This window comes from Reyranella sp. CPCC 100927 (genome assembly GCF_007859315.1).
In the GTDB taxonomy this organism is placed as follows: Bacteria; Pseudomonadota; Alphaproteobacteria; order Reyranellales; family Reyranellaceae; genus Vineibacter.
In genome coordinates, this window is the sequence record NZ_VOHA01000002.1 from 379,474 (window position 1) to 398,006 (window position 18,533).

The 18,533-nt window shown below is 66.8% G+C and carries 16 protein-coding genes; 11 read left to right on the top strand and 5 right to left on the bottom strand.

The genetic code is table 11. The annotated features are described in order from the left end of the window. Positions 1-117 precede the first annotated feature (117 nt). Complete coding sequence (locus FQU96_RS07865) at positions 118-651, bottom strand: TspO/MBR family protein (RefSeq protein WP_370461351.1); 534 nt, start codon at positions 649-651, stop codon at positions 118-120. 27 nt (positions 652-678) lie between these two features. Between FQU96_RS07865 and FQU96_RS07870 the strand changes: the two genes are divergently transcribed. The 8 genes from FQU96_RS07870 to FQU96_RS07905 all read left to right on the top strand — a co-directional run bounded on the left by FQU96_RS07870 (position 679) and on the right by FQU96_RS07905 (position 8,886). Beyond that, complete coding sequence (locus FQU96_RS07870; RefSeq protein WP_146540312.1) at positions 679-1,527, top strand: metalloregulator ArsR/SmtB family transcription factor; 849 nt, start codon at positions 679-681, stop codon at positions 1,525-1,527. Between the two features lie 82 nt (positions 1,528-1,609). Beyond that, positions 1,610-2,653: an ArsJ-associated glyceraldehyde-3-phosphate dehydrogenase gene (locus tag FQU96_RS07875; RefSeq protein WP_146540313.1), complete on the top strand. Its 1,044-nt coding sequence runs from the start codon at positions 1,610-1,612 to the stop codon at positions 2,651-2,653. Further along, entirely contained in the window at positions 2,653-3,897 is a 1,245-nt protein-coding gene (gene arsJ / locus FQU96_RS07880) for an organoarsenical effux MFS transporter ArsJ (RefSeq protein WP_146540314.1), read from the top strand. The genes FQU96_RS07875 and arsJ overlap by 1 nt, the downstream gene beginning before the upstream one ends. A 61-nt stretch (positions 3,898-3,958) precedes the next feature. After that, complete coding sequence (locus FQU96_RS07885; RefSeq protein ID WP_146540315.1) at positions 3,959-4,285, top strand: helix-turn-helix transcriptional regulator; 327 nt, start codon at positions 3,959-3,961, stop codon at positions 4,283-4,285. A gap of 58 nt (positions 4,286-4,343) precedes the next feature. Beyond that, complete coding sequence (locus tag FQU96_RS07890; RefSeq protein WP_146540316.1) at positions 4,344-5,795, top strand: FAD-dependent oxidoreductase; 1,452 nt, start codon at positions 4,344-4,346, stop codon at positions 5,793-5,795. A gap of 109 nt (positions 5,796-5,904) precedes the next feature. After that, positions 5,905-7,134: a nitrate/nitrite transporter gene (locus FQU96_RS07895; protein WP_146540317.1), complete on the top strand. Its 1,230-nt coding sequence runs from the start codon at positions 5,905-5,907 to the stop codon at positions 7,132-7,134. A gap of 2 nt (positions 7,135-7,136) precedes the next feature. Further along, positions 7,137-8,366, top strand: coding sequence for an MFS transporter (locus FQU96_RS07900; RefSeq protein WP_178130335.1), 1,230 nt, complete (start codon positions 7,137-7,139; stop codon positions 8,364-8,366). A gap of 172 nt (positions 8,367-8,538) precedes the next feature. Further along, positions 8,539-8,886 (top strand): hypothetical protein, encoded by a 348-nt coding sequence (locus FQU96_RS07905; RefSeq protein ID WP_146540319.1) that lies wholly within the window; start codon positions 8,539-8,541, stop codon positions 8,884-8,886. A gap of 478 nt (positions 8,887-9,364) precedes the next feature. On the opposite strand, the gene FQU96_RS07910 is transcribed toward FQU96_RS07905, so the two are convergent. Further along, on the bottom strand, positions 9,365-10,003 hold the full coding sequence (locus FQU96_RS07910) for a hypothetical protein (protein WP_146540320.1): 639 nt from the start codon (positions 10,001-10,003) through the stop codon (positions 9,365-9,367). Continuing rightward, positions 9,991-11,139: a hypothetical protein gene (locus tag FQU96_RS07915; RefSeq protein WP_146540321.1), complete on the bottom strand. Its 1,149-nt coding sequence runs from the start codon at positions 11,137-11,139 to the stop codon at positions 9,991-9,993. Before FQU96_RS07915 ends, FQU96_RS07910 begins: the two co-directional genes overlap by 13 nt. A 551-nt stretch (positions 11,140-11,690) precedes the next feature. On the opposite strand from FQU96_RS07915, the gene FQU96_RS07920 reads away from it, so the two are divergent. The 3 genes from FQU96_RS07920 to FQU96_RS07930 are packed head-to-tail and all read left to right on the top strand — an operon-like array spanning position 11,691 to position 15,614. Beyond that, positions 11,691-12,860, top strand: a complete 1,170-nt coding sequence (locus FQU96_RS07920; RefSeq protein WP_146540322.1) for a glycerate kinase — start codon at positions 11,691-11,693, stop codon at positions 12,858-12,860. Then, on the top strand, positions 12,853-14,325 hold the full coding sequence (locus FQU96_RS07925) for an SLC13 family permease (RefSeq protein WP_146540323.1): 1,473 nt from the start codon (positions 12,853-12,855) through the stop codon (positions 14,323-14,325). The genes FQU96_RS07920 and FQU96_RS07925 overlap by 8 nt, the downstream gene beginning before the upstream one ends. Before the next feature lie 11 nt (positions 14,326-14,336). Further along, complete coding sequence (locus FQU96_RS07930) at positions 14,337-15,614, top strand: HAMP domain-containing protein (protein ID WP_146540324.1); 1,278 nt, start codon at positions 14,337-14,339, stop codon at positions 15,612-15,614. Between the two features lie 32 nt (positions 15,615-15,646). On the opposite strand, the gene FQU96_RS07935 is transcribed toward FQU96_RS07930, so the two are convergent. Next, on the bottom strand, positions 15,647-17,590 hold the full coding sequence (locus tag FQU96_RS07935) for an AsmA family protein (RefSeq protein ID WP_178130378.1): 1,944 nt from the start codon (positions 17,588-17,590) through the stop codon (positions 15,647-15,649). A 630-nt stretch (positions 17,591-18,220) separates the two neighbouring features. After that, positions 18,221-18,481, bottom strand: coding sequence for a PepSY domain-containing protein (locus FQU96_RS07940; RefSeq protein WP_178130379.1), 261 nt, complete (start codon positions 18,479-18,481; stop codon positions 18,221-18,223). Between the last annotated feature and the right edge of the window lie 52 nt (positions 18,482-18,533).

Sequence of the window (18,533 nt, forward strand, 5' to 3'; positions counted from 1 at the left end):
CAATCCCTTGCAATGTAGGCACTAATGCGTCGCGTTCTTGGAAGCTGGGGCAACAGGTGATGCCATTCCCTGTTGCGCGAAGCTGCTGACAGAGGATGGGTAGAAGTCTGCGTTGCCCTAGTTCATTAGCCAGATTGCGCCATTCAGCAGCGAAGCGAACGCCACCCAAGCCGCGTATGGCACGAACAGGTACGCGGCTGTCCGATCCCGCGGCCATGACATGGTGACGAAAGCGAGAATGGCCGCGAGCAGCATCAGCACAATGACGAGCGCCGCCGCGATCTGATTGGCGGCAAAGAAAGTCGGCGACCAAAGGAAATTGAGCCCGAGCTGAATCCACCACAGCCGCATTGGCCAGCCGGTGCGATCGCGCTGAAAGGTGCGCCAGCCGGCTACCGCGATCACCACATAGAGTACCGCCCAGACGGGACCGAACAACCAGTTCGGCGGATTGAATGCCGGCTTGGCGAGCGCGGCATACCATTCGCCCGGCACAGTCAGAAAGCCGATCGCGAGCCCGCCGCCGACCGTGAGAACGAGAAACCCGACCAACGCAATCCATCGGCGCATTGCCATCTCCAGCCGCGGCGCAAAACCACTCGAACCCTGCAGCACGTATAGCCCGACGTCGGTGGCCCGGCCCTTGCGCATTTCCTATATTTCGATAATACTGGAATAATGGAATATGAAAAAGCAGCCAGCGCGTTTGCCGCGCTGTCGCAGGAAACGCGCGTCCGGCTGTTGCGGCTTCTGGCGACCGCCGGCGCCAGCGGCATGGGCGCGGGCCACGTGGCGTCGGCGTTGGGGGTTCCGCCGTCGACGCTCTCCTTCCACCTGTCGGCGCTCGAGCAGGCGGGCCTGGTCCAGGCCACCCGACGCGGGCGCCAGGTGATCTACGCCGTGCGCTTCATGGGCCTGCGCAGCCTGCTGTCCTTCATCACGGAAACCTGTTGCGCCGGACGGCCGGAATTGTGCGGCGATCTCGCGCGCCTGCTGCCTGACGTCGAGGAGGCTCCAGCCATGACCGCGGCATTCAACGTCCTCTTCCTGTGCACGCAGAACTCCGCCCGCTCCATCATGGCGGAGGCCATTCTCGAGAAGATCGGCGGCGGGCGCTTCAATGCCTATTCGGCCGGCTCCGATCCGGCGCGCCGCCCGCTGCCGGACGTCATCGCGCGACTGCAGGCGCTGGGTCACGATGTCGGCCGCCTGCGCAGCAAGTCGTGGGCGGAGTTCATGCGGTCCGACGCGCCGCGCATCGACTTCGTCATCGCGCTGTGCGACACGCCGACCGGCCAGCAATGCCCGGATTTCGGCGACAAGGCGGTCACGGGCGCCTGGCCGATGCCCGATCCCGCCAAATTCACCGGCTCGCCGGTCGAGCGCACCGTCCTGCTGAACGAGCTCTATCGCGGTATCCGCCGGCGTCTGGAAGCGTTCACCAGCCTGCCGTTCGCCACATTGGACCGCATCGCCGTCAAGGCGCGCCTGGACGAGATCGGCGACAACATGCCGGTGCGGGTCTGAAGCATTTCATCGTGAGCAACCGAACCCGTCATCCCGCGCCGCGCTCGGGATGACAGAGGTTCCTGAATCGGAGACGTCGCCAATGGCTATCGGCATCAACGGCATGGGCCGCATCGGGCGCCTCGCCTTGCGCGCGGCGCTGGGCGGCGTCGTGCGCGACCCCGGCGACCCGCGGCCCGGCGCGCGCCTGAACATCGCGCACGTCAACGAGATCAAGGGCGGCGCCGCGACGGCGGCCCACCTGCTGGAGTTCGACAGCATCCATGGCCGCTGGCGCACCACGTTCGACGTCGAGGACGACAGCGCGATCACGATCGGGAACCGGCGCATCGGTTTCAGCGCCGCCGCGGCCCCCGCCGAGGTGCCGTGGGGCGACCTGGGCTGCGACGTCGTGCTGGAATGCACCGGCAAGTTCCTGACCCCGGATCGCCTGCAGGGCTACTTCGACCGCGGCGTCCGGCGCGTGATCGTGGCGGCGCCGGTCAAGGACGCGGCGGCGCTCAACATCGTGGTCGGCGTCAATGACAGCCTCTACGATCCGGCGCGCCACCGGCTGCTGACCGCAGCGTCGTGCACCACGAACTGCCTGGCACCCGTGGTGAAGGTGGTACACGAGGCGATCGGCATCCGCCACGGCCAGATCACGACGATCCACGATCCCACCAACACCAATGTCGTGGTGGACGCGCCGCACAAGGACCTACGCCGCGCCCGCTCGGCGATGCATTCGCTCCAGCCGACGACGACCGGCAGCGCCACCGCGATCGCGCTGATCTATCCCGAGCTGAAGGGCAAGCTCGACGGCCACGCCGTGCGCGCCCCGGTGTTGAACGCCAGCCTCACCGATTGCGTGTTCGAACTCGAACGGCCGACGACCGCGGCCGAGGTGAGTGCGCTGTTCGACACGGCGGCGCGCGGCGCGCTGGCCGGCATCCTGGGCATCGAGCACCGGCCGCTGGTCTCCGTCGACTACGCCAACGACACGCGCAGCGCCATCGTCGACGCGCCCAGCACCCTGGTGACCGACGGCACCCTGCTCAAGGTCTATGCCTGGTACGACAACGAAATGGGCTACGCCTGCCGGATGGTCGACCTGGCCGGCATCGTCATCGCGGCCGGTGCGTGATGTCGGCGGCCCGCAACTACGCGATCGTCACCGCGTCGTACTGGGCCTTCACCTTGAGCGACGGCGCCTTGCGGATGCTGGTGCTGCTGCACTTCTTCCGCCTGGGCTATACGCCCTTCATGCTCGCCTTCCTGTTCCTTCTGTACGAGGCGGCGGGCATTGCCGCCAACCTCGGCGGCGGATGGCTGGCGGCGCGCTTCGGCATCACGCGCATGCTGGCGGTGGGTCTTTCCTTGCAGATCACGGGCCTGCTCATCCTCTCGGCACTGGATCCGAGCTGGAGCGCCGCGCTGTCGGTCGCCTGGGTCGTTGCGGCTCAAGGCATCGCGGGCATCGCCAAGGACATCACCAAAACGGCGTCCAAATCCGCGATCAAGGCGACCGCGGAAGCCGGCAGCGGCCAGCTGTTCCGCTGGGTCGCGTGGTTCACCGGATCAAAGAACGCCATGAAGGGCGTCGGCTTCTTCCTGGGCGGCCTGCTGCTCGACGTCGTGGGCTTCCGGCCGGCGCTGTGGCTGATGGCGGCCCTGCTGGGCGTCATCCTCGTCGCCGCAATCCTGTCGCTGCCCAGCCGGCTCGGGCGTGCATCGGCGTCGAAATCCATGCGCGAACTCTTCAGCAAGTCGTCGGGCGTGAACCTGCTGGCCGCCGCACGCATCTTCATGTTCGGCGCCCGCGACGTCTGGTTCGTGGTCGGCCTGCCCGTGTTCCTCTACGCCCACGGCTGGCGCTTCCTGGAGGTCGGCGGCTTCCTCGCGCTGTGGACGATCGCCTACGGCGGCATCCAGGCGCTGGCGCCCTCGCTGATCGCCCGCAGCGACGATGGCCTCAGCCGCGAAGTCACGGCCGCGCGGCTATGGGCGGGCCTGCTCGCCGCCGTGCCCGCGGCGCTGGCCGTCGCGGTGATGGCGCTGGGCGACGCCGGTATCGACATCGTGGTGGTTGCTGGCCTGACGCTGTTCGGCTTGCCCTTCGCGGTGAACTCGTCGCTGCACTCGTATCTGATCCTGGCTTACGCCGGCTCGGAAAAAGCCGCCGAGGATGTCGGCTTCTACTACGCCGCCAACGCCGCCGGCCGTCTGCTCGGCATCCTGCTGTCGGGCGCGCTGTATCAGGTCGGCGGCCTGGTCGTGTGCCTCGCCGGCGCCGCGGTCATGCTGGCGATCTGCTGGGCGATCACGTTCCTGCTGCCGGCGCACCCTGTCGGCGGGCGCATTCTGCCGGCGGCCCGCACAAGGTCGTGAGAGCGCGCGAAACAACCAGTTTTATGGTTGTTTTCGCCGCTGCCGTTGCTATGGTGGAGGCATGAAGTCGGATCTCGCCGCGCGCCGCCTCGCCGAACTCGGCAACGTGACCCGCCTGGATATTTTCAGGCTGCTGGTGCGGGCCGGGCACGACGGCTTGTCGATCTCCGAGGTGCGCGATCGCCTGGATATCCCGATGTCGACGCTCGCCTTCCACCTGCGCGGTCTCGTGCAGGCCGGTCTCGTCGAGCAGGAGAAGGTCGGGCGCACCGTGATCTGCCGGGGCGGCTTCGGCGCACTCCAGGAACTGGTCGGTTTCCTCCAGGACCAGTGCTGCCAGGGCTTGCCCGCCTTGCCGGCCGCAAAGCGCAAGCAAGGCGTTGCGTGACATTTTTTTGACGGAAAACAACCACAGTACTAGTAATGTCGCAATGAGGAGTTCGGCCATGAACGTCATTCTGTCCTCAAAGGCACTCGGCACTGTCGGCACGACGCCCGCGCCCGCCGTCGACTCCGTGCGACCGATCGCGGAATTGCCGGTGGCGGTGATCGGCGCCGGCCCGGTCGGCCTTGCCGCCGCCGCGCATCTGCTGGAACGCGGCCTGGAGCCCGTCGTCCTCGAAGCCGGCGACACGGTCGGCGCCGCCGTGCGCGACTGGGGCCATGTGCCGATGTTCTCGCCGTGGACCTACAACATCGACCGCGCCACCGCCGCGCTGCTGGAACGGCATGGCTGGGAGCGGCCAGACGGCGAGGCCTTCCCGACCGGCCGCGACCTGGCCGACCGGTATCTCGATCCGCTGGCCGCAACACCGGAGATGGCGCCGCGTCTGCGGCTGGGCCTGCGTGTCACCGCGATCGCGCGCACGCGCGTCGGCAAGGTGAAGACCGCCGCGCGGGCCGACCAGCCGTTCGAGATCCGCACGATGGATCGCCAGGGGCGCGAAGGGCGCATCTTCGCCCGTGCCGTGATCGATGCATCGGGCACGTGGACGTCACCCAATCCTGCCGGTGCCGCTGGCCTGCCGGCGCTCGGCGAACGACAGGCGGCAACACGCATTCGCTATGGCATGCCCGACGTGCTGGGCACCGAGAGAGCACGCTTTGCCGGCCGCCGCGTCGTTGTGCTCGGCAGCGGGCACTCGGCCATGGGGAGCCTGCTGGACCTCGCGACCCTGGCGCATGAAGTGCCGGGCACGTCTATCGTCTGGGCGTTGCGCCGGAAGGAGCTCGACAAGGTGTTCGGCGGCGGTTCCGCCGACCAGCTGGCGCAACGCGGCGCATTGGGCACGCGGCTGCGCGCCCTGGTCAGTGCCGGCACGATCGAGGTGGTCGCCCCCTTCGCGCTTGACGCCATCACGTGCTCCCCGGCGGGCAGCCTGCTGCTTGCCGGCGACGCCGATGGCGCCGCGACGACGATTGCGGCCGACGACATGATCGTGGCCACCGGCTTGAGGCCCGACCTGTCGTTCCTGGGTGAACTGCGGCTGGATCTCGATCCGGCGCTCGATTGCCCCAAGGCGTTGGCGCCGCTGATCGACCCCAACGTGCACTCCTGCGGCACGGTGCGGCCGCATGGCGCGGCCGAGCTGGCGCAGCCCGAACCCGGCCTGTTCATCGTCGGGATGAAAGCCTACGGGCGCGCGCCGACGTTCCTGCTGGCGACGGGTTACGAGCAGGCCCGGTCGGTCGTCGCTCACCTCGCCGGCGACGACGAAGCGGCACGCCGCGTCGAGCTCTGCCTTCCCGAGACGGGGGTCTGCAGCGGTCCCGCAACGGCAGCGACGATCGAGAAACCTGAGGCGACGGTACCGGTGGCATCGGGATGCTGCGGACCGGCGGCCAAAACGGCGCCCGTGACGGCATCAGGCTGCTGCGGCCCGAGGTCCGCGGCGTGATCGAGACACGCCAGGGGCGCGCCACGGGGTGGCGCGTCAGCCGCCTGCCTTTCGTCACGGTGGGCGCCTCGTGACAACGGGTGGCGGCCCTGTCTCACCGGGGCGCCTGGTGGCCATCGTTTGTGGCGCCCAGGTCATGGTGCAGATCGGCGCCTATTTCTGGCCGGCGCTCCTGCCCGGCATGATGCAGCGCTGGGCGTTGTCCAACACCGAGGCGGGCTGGATCACGGCGATCTTCTATGCCGCCTACATGCTCGCCGTGCCGGTCCTGGTGACCTTGACCGACCGCATCGACCCCAAGCGCGTCTATCTGTTCGGTGTCGGCTGCTCGGCTTTGGGGCACCTGCTGTTCGGCGCCTTCGCCGACGGGTTCTGGTCGGCGATGGCGGCGCGTGCGCTGACCGGGCTCGGATGGGCCGGCACCTACATGACCGGCCTCAAGCTGCTCGCCGATCAGGTCGAGCCGAAGATGATGTCCCGCGCCGTGACCGGGCATGCGGCCAGCATCGGCATCTCGGGCGCGATCTCGTTTCTGTGCGGCGATCTCATCGCGTCGTTTGCCGGCTGGCGGGCCGCGTTCCTGTTCGCCGGCGCCAGCGCCGCGATCGCGTGGCTCACCGTGGCCCTCGTGGCGCCCGGCCGCGCACCACCGGCGGCATCGGCGAGCACGGGGCAGAGCCTGTTCGATTTCCGGCCGGTGCTGCGCAACCGATCGGCGATGGCGTACGCGCTTGCGTATTGCGTCCATACGCTGGAGATGAATGCGCTGCGCGGCTGGGCCGTGGCCTTCCTGGCCTTCGTCGCGACGCAGACGATGACCGGTCCGGACGTGCTGTCGCCCACGGTCGTCGTCACCGTGTTGGCCCTCGCCGGCACGGTGGCGAGCGTCGTCGGCAATGAAACCGCGATCCGGTTCGGTCGCCGCCGGTTGATCGGTGCCGCGATGGGGCTGTCGATCGTCGTGGCGCTGGTGCTCGGCCTGGTCGGCTCGATGTCCTACGGCGCCGCGGTCGCCCTCATCCTCTTCTACGGCGTGGTGGTGTGGCTCGACTCGTCGTCGCTGACGGCAGGCGCCGCCGGCACCGCCGAACCGTCGCGCCGCGGCGCCACGCTCGCGATCCATTCGATGCTGGGCTACGCCGGCGGCTTCGTGGGACCGCTGCTGGTGGGCTGGATCCTCGATCTCGGCGGCGGGATGTCGCCCGCGTCATGGGGCTGGGCGTTTTTCGCCGTCGCGCTGTCGATGGCGGCGGCGCTCGCCATCTTCGTGGCGATCCGGCCGCGCGAACTGGAGGGCGACCGCGGACGACAGGAACCGCAGGCCCAGGCATCGAGGTGATCGTGGGTACTGCGCTGTTGACCGATACCGTCCGCCTGCCCGCCCGCGGCATTGTCGTATCGGCGCTGGGCGTGGCGCAGATCCTGGCGTGGGGAACGTCGTTCTACCTGCCGGCGGTGCTGGCAAAGCCGATCGCCGACGACACCCATTGGCCGCTGGCGTGGGTGGTCGGCGCGGTATCGATGGGATTGCTGCTGTCCGGTCTGATCGCACCGAGGGTGGGTCGCCTCATCGACCGCACCGGCGGCCGACCGGTCCTGGCGACCAGCGCCGTGCTGATCGCGAGCGGACACGTCATTCTGGCCGTGGCGCCCCATCTCCTCGTCTACATCCTCGGATGGCTCGTGATGGGCCTGGGCATGGGGTGCGGGCTTTATGATGCAACCTTCTCGACCCTGGGCCGCCTGTACGGCCGCTCGGCGCGCACCGCCATCACCGGCCTGACGCTATGGGGTGGTTTCGCCAGCACCGTGTGCTGGCCGTTGTCCGCCTGGCTGGTCACGCTCGTGGGCTGGCGCGGCACGTGCCTGGTCTATGCGGCATTGCACCTGGCGATCGTCCTGCCGCTGTACCTGCTGGTGTTGCCACGCCGGCCCGCCGGCGCCGCGGCGGATGCAAAACCCGCGGGCAAGGCGACACCGGACGGCGACGCGCGCCGCGAGGTGGCGGCGGGCAAACGCACGATCGTCTTTGGCCTGCTGGCGGTCGTCTTCACGGCTGCCGGCATGATCATGTCGCTGTGGTCGGTGCACCTGCTCACCATGCTGCAGGGGATCGGCGTTTCGCTCGCCGCCGCAGTCGCGCTGGGCACGCTCGTCGGGCCGGCGCAGGTCGGGGCGCGCATCGTCGAGATGCTGGTGAGCCGCTATCATCTTCATCCGATCTGGACACAGGCCGCGTCGTCGACACTGGTCGCCACGGGCCTTGTCTGCCTGGCGCTCGGCATGCCCGTCCTCGCGGTGGCGCTGATCGTCTATGGCGCCGGCAGCGGGCTTTCGTCCATCGCGCGCGGCACCTTGCCGTTGGCGCTGTTCGGACCCGAGGGCTACGCCACCTTGACGGGTAAACTGGCGATGCCGGGGCTCATTGCCGCCGCCGTTGCGCCGACACTCGGCGCCGTCCTGCTTGACCATGTCGGTGCCCACGGCACGCTCATGGCCCTGGCATCGATCGCGATTGCCAACCTGCTGCTCGTCGCGCTCCTGGGGCTTCTTGTTCGCCCTGCCACGTAGCGCGCCGGCAGGCCCTGCCGGCCACTGCGCACGATGTCCTGGACTTGTTGCACTGAAGCCGCAATCGGTTGTCCGCACGGGTTTGCCAGGAGTTTGCCCCAATGTGCTGCAACGATCGCCCCTTATCCGCCGTATCCGATTCCGACGGTGCTCGCGGTGAAGGAGCCGACGTATGGCGAAGCAGGTTCTTGTCACACTCGTTGTGGCTGCGTTGGCCGCACCCGTGCCGGCGGCGGCTCAAATGGACACGCTGACGCCCCACCTGGAAAACCAGCGGAACGCCAACATCCGCAACCACCAGCAGCGGTTACACGAGCAGAGGACGAAAGGCCCGAGGACCAGCCCACAGGGGCGTGTTACGCCGCCGCAGCGACAAACGACGCCTCACGCGCGCATCACGCCGGCCCAGCGACAAGCCGCGTGGTCGCGCCACAAGGCCGAGTATCGGCGGCGATTGTTGAGCGGCGGACCGGCCAGTGCCGATCGATGGTTGGACCAGCAGATTCTGGCCGGGCGTTAGAGTGGTGCATGCTTTATGGAATCAACCGCTGCTGTCGTCCTGAGTGAAGCGAGGGACCTTGCCGTGCGTCGACCCGCACGAACGCGCGGTCACGAGGGACGAAGAGTTCACCACGGAGGCACAGAGGACACAGAGAGCAATCTTCGCGCGCGCCGAAGGTGCGCCACGGCCTTATCTCTGTTGTCCTCTGTGTCTGAAAGGAACTGGCCAAGGCGGTTCGACCATACGCTGGGAGCGCGCCACTCCGTGGCGCGTCATGCGGCGATCGGACGAAGACGCGCCACGGAGTGGCGCGCCCCCAGCGTCTGCCCACACCACCGGGCGCTATTTCAGTCCTTGTGGTCGGCGTCGCCGGTGGGAACTCCGTGGTGAAGTCTTCCTTCTCATGACCGCGCGTTCGTGCGAGTCGACGCACGGCAGGGTCCTTCGCTTCGCTCAGGACGACAGTAGTGGTTGAATCCGCTCCGGCGCGGGCCACTCAGCCCAGACTGCATAACGGTCGAAAACGCGCGACGTGCCTTGCGACCGCCTTGAGGTCGAACCTGGCGCTGATGGTTTCCCGCACGGTGAACGTCACGGTGTCGGACGCCAGCGCGCGGCGGGCGATCTCGATGGCGCTGGCGCCGCCGAGCGTCAACATGTCGTCACTCGTCGACATGCGATGCGTCGTTGTGCCGGCAGGCGTGCGCACAACAGTGACATCTTCCCCTTCGATCTTCCAGATGGCACCAGCCCCGAAATCCACGACGATACCCAATGCATCATGCTCATCAGCGCGGCAGCCGACGACGAACATGACATCGCGGCCATCGGGCATCCTGTCGGTCAGGATGAGGCGATTGCGATCGACACCGGCCCGCCCCTTGACGCCGCTCTGCAGCGTCGCCTTGGTTTCAGCGATGGCGAGGCCGCCAAAGCCGAACAAGGCGAACAGAAGCATGATCGCCGGAGCAAGTTTAAGCGACATTCTCTTCCATTCGTGCGCCATGCCATCAGCTGCCCGCAGATGCGCGCCAGCCGATCCTGGCACGAGGCTCGATGACGAGCAACTCAGGTCACCCAGACGATTGGCGACTGCCACGTTATCGGTCTCGTGTCGGGCCTTCAGATTTTCCATTGCATCCTGATGTCCATCATCTCGTGTTGAATTGCATGCTGAGGGATCACCTTCAGTTCATAGAGCCTCAGCGCAACGTATGCCGCTGTACTGTTGAGCAAGTCCTGTGCGAGCTGTTTTTTGCCCAGCATGGAGAAGCCGTCCTTCATGACGGTGCCGCCATGGACTCTCGTCAGGAGGCCCTTCGGAAAGGCCTCCCTCGAAAGCCTGTCATCGGCTTCCAATCTCCTCGCCAGCGAAATCATGTTGTCCGCCAGCAGACGGCCTTCGGCGTCCATGACCGTCCACAGAAACGCGGCATCGGCAGAATCCGAGTTCAGTATCTCGGAGAATGCATCGTGATTGGCAAACAAGCCGCGGGCGATTCCCGCGACCTGGGCCGCCCGTTGGACGATGTTCCAAAGTCCCCTGCGCTCCTTCTCGATTCTGATCCGGCCCAAGGTGCCACCCAAACGGCCGATCGCGATGATGCCCTCAACCCAGAGATAAATAACCAGGGCGACGCCGGCGCCACCACCGGCAGCAACCCTGCCTGCACCGCGGGCGGTCGCCAGCGTCGCACCGCCATCAGCGGTCAAATAGAAGGTGACCTGTACCGCGCCCGTTGCGATGCCGCCCACCGATTTGACGATCGCTTCCCTGTCATTTCGCTGGATCGCATCGATCAGACGGATCGCATCGGTGACTGCCCCAATGGCCGCGAGCGGTGCGCCGGCATATTTGCCGATGGTGTCGGATGCGATTGCCAGCGCCTTGGCTGCTTCCGGCATCTGTTGCGCCACAACCGCCGTGACGAAGTTCAGGTTTCCCTGTGCCCCCTTCATGGCCAACTCCATCGAGAGCCGGATCAAATCCACCGTTGTGGCCGCCTTCAGCCAGGCGTTCTCCGATTTTGCCCGTTTCAATGCCGCCTGTTGATCTGCTGCCGCAAAAATCTTCAGGAGCACATCCAACTTCTGCTGATGTCCCTCGAAAAAGCTGTAGATCGCCTGTGTCTTCGAGGGCGGCAGGTTCGGCGCCAGGGTGTCGATGTTCGCAAGACTCTCTTTTGTGACCTTGTTGAGGTCCTCGAGAAGTTTCTTCACCTGATGGTCGCGTTGAAGCAGTTCCGGTTGTGCCGCGGTATGCTCACCCATGGATCTTTCCTCCGGGTTCGGGTTCTGAAACGCCCCAGACGAGCAATCGAGTTTTCCCGTGCCGCACTCCCTAGGGTGGAGGGCCGCATAGACACGACTCGAAGAAGCCTTGATCTTCCTTGCTTGCTTTACCAAGCGGGGTGCGGGTGCCATGCGTCGACAGCAGGCGCTGGACTGTCTTCAGGCAGTGCGCGCTGCGCTGATCACCGGACGCGCCTCTCCAAAGAACAAGGCCGTCTTCGACGTATTCCGTCGCATTTTTTTGCGGGATGGATGCTGGATGTGATCGGCCTGCGCCCGCTGGCTTACAGAGGCGCCGCCGCATCCGCACGCGCGGTGGCTCCAAGAGCTGGCCTCAAGAAGGGCACCATTGCCAATGCCGATGAGGCGGGCACTCGACGATCAATGACCGGTCGAACTTGGCCAACACCCGCAATGATGCGAAATAGCAGCGTACCCTGCGCCGTTGTACGGCACACGGCGCCGATCATAACCTGGCCACAAATCATTCAGTATAGTGATGTTCTTCAGGCTGGCGCTGGGGAATACCGTTGCCGCTCAGGGTCCTCGTCGCACCTTCCGGCTACAAGGAAAGTCTTGAAGCCGAAAGTGTCGCGTCGGCAATCGCGGCGGGCGCGCGTGCCGCGTCCGAGCGGGTCCAGGTCATCGAGCTTCCTCTTGCCGACGGCGGCGAAGGCACGGCACGGACCATGGCGCGGGTCACCGGAGGCCGCGTCGTCGAAGTGCGCGTCACCGGCCCCGTTGGGACACAGATCGATGCGCATTTCGCGATGCTCGGAAACAGCGACCGCCCGACTGCCGTGGTCGAGCTGGCCGCCGCGGCCGGGCTGCGCCATGTTCCCGTGGGCCGGCGCGACCCGATGCGCACCACCACGCGCGGAGCCGGCGAGTTGGTTCTTGCCGCGCTCGATGCCGGGGCCGAACGCATCGTCGTCGGCTGCGGCGATTCGGGAGTCAATGACGGTGGTGCGGGCCTGGCGCTGGCGCTCGGCATCCGCTTCCTCGACCGCGACGGCGTGGATATCACCGATGGCGGCATCGGCCTTGCCGATCTCGACCGCATTGATCGATCGGGGCTCGACCCACGTATCGGCGCGACGCGAATCGACGTCGCGTGCAACACCGCCAACGTCCTTACCGGCGAGCACGGTGTCGCGCGATTGTTCGGTCCACAAAAAGGCGCATCGGCCGACGAGGTCGAGCAGCTCGCCGCCGCGCTTGAGCATTATGCCGAAGTCATTGAGCGCCATTGCGGCCGTGACGTGCGCGCGATTCCCGGCGGCGGCGCTTCGGGCGGGGTCGGTGCAGGACTGCACGCGTTGCTCGGCGCGCAGCTCATCTCGCGTTTCGACGTTCTATTCCCGTATTTCGACGTCGACGAGCAAATCGCGCGGGCCGACCTGATCATCACGGCCGAAGGCGGTCTCGACTCCAAGACCGCGCGCGGCAAGATACCTGCCGAAATCGGCAGGCGCGGTCGCATGGCTGGCAAGCCGGTGATCGTGCTGGCCGGGACCGTCGGCGACGGGGCGCAGGTCGTGCTCGACCATGGCGTCTGCGCCTATTTCTCGACTGTCGACAAACCGCAGACCCTGGCCGAGGCGATGGAGCGGACGCGCGAGCAGCTGACGCTGATGGCCGAACATGTCATTCGGACCTTCATCGCGGGCATGGCGCTGAGCGAGAAGGCGCATGGCTGACGACCCGCCCGATCTGTTCGCCCCAGCGGAGGCGACGCGCGCAAGGCAAAGGCGCGCGCCGCCTCCGGCGTACCGCGATTTCGGCTGGGTGATCAGCGCGATGCCCGTCTTGGTTCTGATGGTCGCGCTCAGCCTTGCCACTTTCCTTCCGCGTGAGGTCGAGATGCGGGCGCGGCTGGCGCTTTTCGCTCTCGGTGCGGCGGCGATTCTGTGGACGTTCACGAAGCTGAATGCAGCCTATGTCGCGCTTGGCGCCGCGCTGTTCCTGTCGCTCACCGGCGCCATCGAGCAGGACGATCTGTTTGAAGCGCTGGGGGCGGACGTCATCTGGCTGATGATCGGCGCGTTCATGCTTGGCGCCGCGGTCCAGACGAGCGGGCTCGCCGCCCGCATGATCCGCGCGGTCGCCGGGCGTGAGGCGAGCGTGGGCAGCCTTGTCTGGCGACTCACGGCGACGCTCATTCCGCTCGCGTTCCTCATCCCGTCGACGTCGGGGCGCGCGGCGGTAGTGCTGCCGATGTTCCACCGCATCGCTGACGCCGCGGGCGATGCTCGAGTCACGCGCGCGCTCGCGCTGCTCATCCCCGCGATTATCCTCGTCTCGACCATATCCAGCCTGGTCGGCGCCGGCTCGCACCTTATCGCCAACGAACTTCTAAATGAGATCGCCGACCGTAAAATCGGCTTCGACCAGTGGATGCTGTGGGGGCTGCCCTTCGGGATCGCCGCGAGCCTGGCGACCGGCTGGGTGATCAGTCGGATGTTTCTCGACGCCGATACGCGCCGCCGCGTCGTCACCCTGGACAGCATCTCGCACGGCCCCCTCAGCCGCGACGAATGGCGTACGCTTGCCATCATCGTCGGCATGGTTGGTCTGTGGGCGACCGAAGGGCTTCATCCGCTGGAGATCGCGACGGTCGCGATCGCGGGCGGTTTCCTGCTGGCCGCGCCCGGCATCGGCGTGATCAGCTGGAAGGCCGGGCTGAAGGCGGTGAGCTGGAACCTGATCTTCTTCGTCGGCGCCGCCCTCGTCCTGGGCGAAGCGCTGATCGAAACCGGCGCGGCGAAATGGCTGATCCAGCGGATGCTCGAGGCATCGGGCCTGGCGAGCGGCGGATCACCGCTCGTGGTCATCGCCGGCTTCGCACTGTTCACCCTTACCTCGCACATCTACCTGACGTCGCACGCAGCACGCACCGCGGCCTTGATCCCGCCACTGCTCTATCTCGCCGGCGCGCTCGATCTCGAGCCCGTCGCGGTGATGTTCATCGCCACCGTCGGCCTGGATTACTGCCTGACTTTCCCGGTCAGTTCGAAGGCGCTGTTGGTGTTCCAGGAAATCGACCGCGAGACCTGGGCGCCGGCCGACCTCCTGCGTCTGTCGGCAATCATGCTGCCGATCCATGCGCTGCTGATGATCGGCTTCTATTTTCTGTACTGGCGCCATGCGGGGTTGAGTCTGTGAACGCGAAACGAATGTCGCTACGCACCAAATTGATGACGAGCTTCGCTGGGCTGGCGGCGATCGCTCTGCTGGTGATCGCGGTCGCTTTCTACACCACGCTGCGCTGGCAGGCGGCGGCCGCGGAAATGGAGATGCACTTTCAGCGGAGCCTGCTGCTCCAGAGCGTACGCGCCAATACCTTTCAGGCGCTGAAGGAAGTCGATGACGGATTGACCGGGGACCACGTCGATGCGCGTGCGGATTTCGAGGCCGCGCTCGAGCCGGCCACACGCGACTTCGCCGACTGGGCGGCGCGCGCCGACACGCCCGCAGAACGCGACGAGGTCTCGCGTGTCCGTGCGATATACGAGGAGCTGGTCGCCAGCGGGCGACGCGTATTCGACCTGATTCCGGTCGATCGCGCCGCCGCGATCCGGCTGGTCGATGACGAAGTCGATACCAAGGATCTCGCCCGCTTTCGCGAGATTACCGCGGCCGCCGTTGAGGCCGACCTTGCCATTCGCGGCCGAATCGCAGCCGAGATGCAACGGCTGCGCGAGACCGCACAGGTGATGCTCGCCATTTCGGCGATCAGCGTGATCGCATTGACGCTGCTGATCGCCGCCTATCTCTCCTCCGATCTGTTCCGTCCGCTGCGCCGCATCGCAGCCGTGCTTGACCGGCTGGCCAACGGCGATCGCGACGTGCGTGCGGATACCGGCCGAAACGATGAAATCGGCGTCGTTGCGCGCGGCGTGAACCAGCTTGCCAATACGATTGCCGCTGCGCACTCGATGCACGAGCGCACGACGGCAAGCGCGATCGGCATCGCCCTGAGCGCACGGCTGGCGATGATGCGAGAGCGCGGCGCCAGCGCGTCCGACTGGAAAGCGGTCGAGGCGATGGCCGCTGCGGTCGACTCCCCCGCGCGCACAGACACGATAGACCTGGTGGCGCTCTTCCACGCGCTCCTTGCCCGGCACCAAGGGGAACTCGTCCGCCGCGGCATCGCGATCGAGCAGCGCCTGGCCATGCCCTCGTTGCCCAAGGCGGCAAACAGCCAACTCGTCGAAGCCGCACTCGAGGCGATGCTCGTCCTCGCGCTCGACCGGCTTCCCGATCACGGCGGACGGTTGGGCATGCGTGCCTATCGTGAAAGCGACGGCAGCGCGCGGATAGAAGTAGCCGACAATGGCGGCGCGGGGGAGACCGATCTCGGCGCGCTCGAGGCGATCGCCCGCGATCTAGGCGGCAGCGCGCGACGCTTCGCCGATGCAAACGGCGAGGTTTTTCAGCTCAGCCTGGCCTGACACGCGGCCACTCTACGACGTCGCGGGTGATATCACGGCACGACCGCGGGCGGCTGCGGCAGCTGGGCCCGCAGGTTGGGGCGCAGGCTCTCGAGTCGCCCCAACACGATGCCGCAGGCATTGAGCGAGCCAGCGCTGGCCGCTCGCCCCGCCAAGGTGATGGCGGCGGTCAGGCTGGCGACGGTCGTGCCCGGCACAACGCCCCCCGCCGACGGGGCGGCGGCAGGGTCGGATTCGGCCGTGGCCTGGACCAGGGATCCTTTCAGCCGCAGCGGCACTGCCGTCCCCATCAGGGACAGATCGCGCGGCTCGGGCCATAGCAGCAGGCCCAACTGCTCGTTGCGCAGGTGGACATAGCCGCCGCCAATAGCGGTAAAGCGCGGGGCATCCAGCACCACCTTGCGGATGTTGGCGGCACCGCGCTCGCCTTCGGGCCGGCCACCGAACTCGACCTTACCGGCGGCACAGTTCAGCGCCGCGGGGCGATCGCCCAGGCCCAGCATGCGGATCCATTCCGGCGTCAATAGATGCGCGACATCGCGGGTTACCTGCGCCGAGCCGATGACAAAATCCAGGTTGCCCGCGGCCAGTCCCAGTGACTCGCGCAGCGATCGGCCGGCGCCACGCAGCTTCAGCTCCATATCGATCGCCGCGCCCTTCACCCCGGCCGATACGCCCAGCAGCATCATCAAATCTTCCAGCGGCACCTTGGATGCCGTTGCGCCGAGACTCAGCACCGGCTCCGCGCCGCTGGCATCGATCTGAGCTTCGACGCCGAGCTGGCCTGAACCGATGGTGGCGGTCGGGCGCACGGTCAGCGTGCCATCGTTGAGCGCCAGGCTCACCGACAGATCCTGGATTTTCGCCGCCGCGCCGACTACCTCGGCCACGCGCAGCGAGACCGAGCCGTTCCACCGCTTGATCGCCTCGATCGGGTACGGGTCGCCGGAGATGACGCGGTCATCGCTCGCCGCCGGCCGGGATGCTGGCACGGGTGTGGGCGGTCGTGGCTTGAGGTCGGCAAGATCGAACCTGTCGGCGGCGAGATTGGCCGTGATGACAGGCTTGTCGGTCCCGGTCGTGCGCAAGACCATGTCGCCGCGCAGGACACTGCCACCGACCTTCAGCTCGGTGATGTCGAGCTTCAGCCCCGTTTGCAGATGGGTCAGCGTGAGCTTCATCGCGTAAGGCGCCGTCTCCGGCAGCGGCACGTTCAGGAGATGCCCCAAGCTCACCAGGCTGCGGCCTTGGACCTGGGCGCCGATCTCAAGCTGCTGGGCGGCGACCTGTCCGGTGATGGAGACCGGTAGCCCGCCCAGCGTGCCTTGCATCTCGATGTCACCTGCCACGCCCTTGAGCCAACCATCGAGCGTCCCGGCTTTCTTCAGGTTCAGCGCCAGCGCCTCACCGGCGTTGATCCGGCCGACGAACTCACCGACGATCGGCGTTGTCGGCTGCGCGGCTTCGCCGGCGAAGCGGTCGATGGCGACCACGACGGCCGGTCGTTCGATGGTCTCCTTCAGCGTCAGGGTCGAGCCTTCGACTTCGATGCGGTTGACCCAGGGGAGCTGGGGCGTGACGTCGACTGGCGACCCTTTCGCCAGGTTGCCGCGGCCGTCGCGCTCGATCGAGACGTCGGCACCGAAGATCTGCAGGCGGCCAATCCGGATCTCGCCCAGCAGCAGCAGCGAGAGGGGATCGAGGTGCAGCACCACACGCTTGATACGCGCCATCTCGGGCCGCGATCCGCCCGCGGCATCGGTCAGCACGACGTCCTCGGCCACCGCCGACGGCGACAGCGAGAAGTTGATGCGCAGGCCGCCCTTCACCGCCAACTCGCGGCCGGTGGCCTTGCGCACCTGCTCGGCGATCTGATTCTGATAGCGGCTGAGATCACGGGTACTGGCCCAGAGATAAAGGCCCGCCGGCACCACAACCATCACCGCGAGAACACTCATCAGCAGAAAACGTTTCACACTCTCACCTGCCCCTTCCCAATCCTGCTGCCGATCGGCCATGGCCGATGCCCCTGACGGGGACGAACCCACTCATGCGCGGCATCTCCGGTCACGATGCGGCGACCCTCCCTGCAAAATGCGGCGCCGGCGGGGCGGACTGCCGCATGGTGACCAGGATTGAACGTATATCGTTCGAGGAAATCGGTAGGGCGATCGCTCGAGATGCGCACAAAGGGCGCTCTATCCGCGGTGGTGAGGGGGTGGCCGTGACGGCGAAGATCACCCAGGCCGAGTATCGGTCCTTTCGAACGGCGTTCGATTTTTTCAACGCGTGCGCAACGCGAGATGCTCGCCCGCGCTCGCGCCATGTTCTTCGTAACACCCCCCAGATCGTGAGCTCTCAAAGTTCTCATCGCGAAAGCTGTCGATCACCGCCCCGACTCCAGGCCGAGCGTCCACCAGAGGACGCCGGTCTGCGCGATCATCGCCCGGATCAGCGCCGCGTGACAACCCCGGACCGGCGACGGATCCGCCCCACGGTGCCACGCACATCGCGCGCCGCCGCCGTCTTCTCGGTGACGACGATCGATGCTGCATCCAGGCTCAAGGCCGGGTCGTTTCCACCTCGGCGTGGCGATCGCGCGACGTCTAGTCGTTATCGAGCTTCCGCTTGATCAGCTTGAAGCTGGGGTCGAAATCGAGGTCGTATTTCTTGCCGTCGGCGCAGGTGGCCTCGTCGACCTCGAACTCCCCGTCGTCGTCGTACTGCATCGTGCCGCCCGAGCACCCCTCGGCCTTGACGGCGGCGTCCAGCTTGGCCCTCTCGGCGTCGGTCACCGGCCGATCCTTGGCGAAGGCGGGCGCGGACACCAGCACGGCGATCGCGGACAGAATAAGGATCAGGCGCATCTCAAACCTCCACGCAGGCACACTCATGATAACGTACGCCGCTTCGACCTGT

What these genes read in the sequence shown, in the direction of transcription:
- FQU96_RS07885 (WP_146540315.1), top strand. Translation starts at nt 3,959, where the DNA reads ATGAAGTCGGATCTCGCCGCGCGCCGCCTCGCCGAACTCGGCAACGTG.
- FQU96_RS07875 (WP_146540313.1), top strand. Translation starts at nt 1,610, where the DNA reads ATGGCTATCGGCATCAACGGCATGGGCCGCATCGGGCGCCTCGCCTTG.
- FQU96_RS07930 (WP_146540324.1), top strand. Translation starts at nt 14,337, where the DNA reads ATGTCGCTACGCACCAAATTGATGACGAGCTTCGCTGGGCTGGCGGCG.
- FQU96_RS07910 (WP_146540320.1), bottom strand. Translation starts at nt 10,003, where the DNA reads ATGGAAAATCTGAAGGCCCGACACGAGACCGATAACGTGGCAGTCGCC.
- FQU96_RS07915 (WP_146540321.1), bottom strand. Translation starts at nt 11,139, where the DNA reads ATGGGTGAGCATACCGCGGCACAACCGGAACTGCTTCAACGCGACCAT.
- arsJ (WP_146540314.1), top strand. Translation starts at nt 2,653, where the DNA reads ATGTCGGCGGCCCGCAACTACGCGATCGTCACCGCGTCGTACTGGGCC.
- FQU96_RS07870 (WP_146540312.1), top strand. Translation starts at nt 679, where the DNA reads ATGGAATATGAAAAAGCAGCCAGCGCGTTTGCCGCGCTGTCGCAGGAA.
- FQU96_RS07905 (WP_146540319.1), top strand. Translation starts at nt 8,539, where the DNA reads ATGGCGAAGCAGGTTCTTGTCACACTCGTTGTGGCTGCGTTGGCCGCA.
- FQU96_RS07865 (WP_370461351.1), bottom strand. Translation starts at nt 651, where the DNA reads ATGCGCAAGGGCCGGGCCACCGACGTCGGGCTATACGTGCTGCAGGGT.
- FQU96_RS07925 (WP_146540323.1), top strand. Translation starts at nt 12,853, where the DNA reads ATGGCTGACGACCCGCCCGATCTGTTCGCCCCAGCGGAGGCGACGCGC.
- FQU96_RS07940 (WP_178130379.1), bottom strand. Translation starts at nt 18,481, where the DNA reads ATGCGCCTGATCCTTATTCTGTCCGCGATCGCCGTGCTGGTGTCCGCG.
- FQU96_RS07890 (WP_146540316.1), top strand. Translation starts at nt 4,344, where the DNA reads ATGAACGTCATTCTGTCCTCAAAGGCACTCGGCACTGTCGGCACGACG.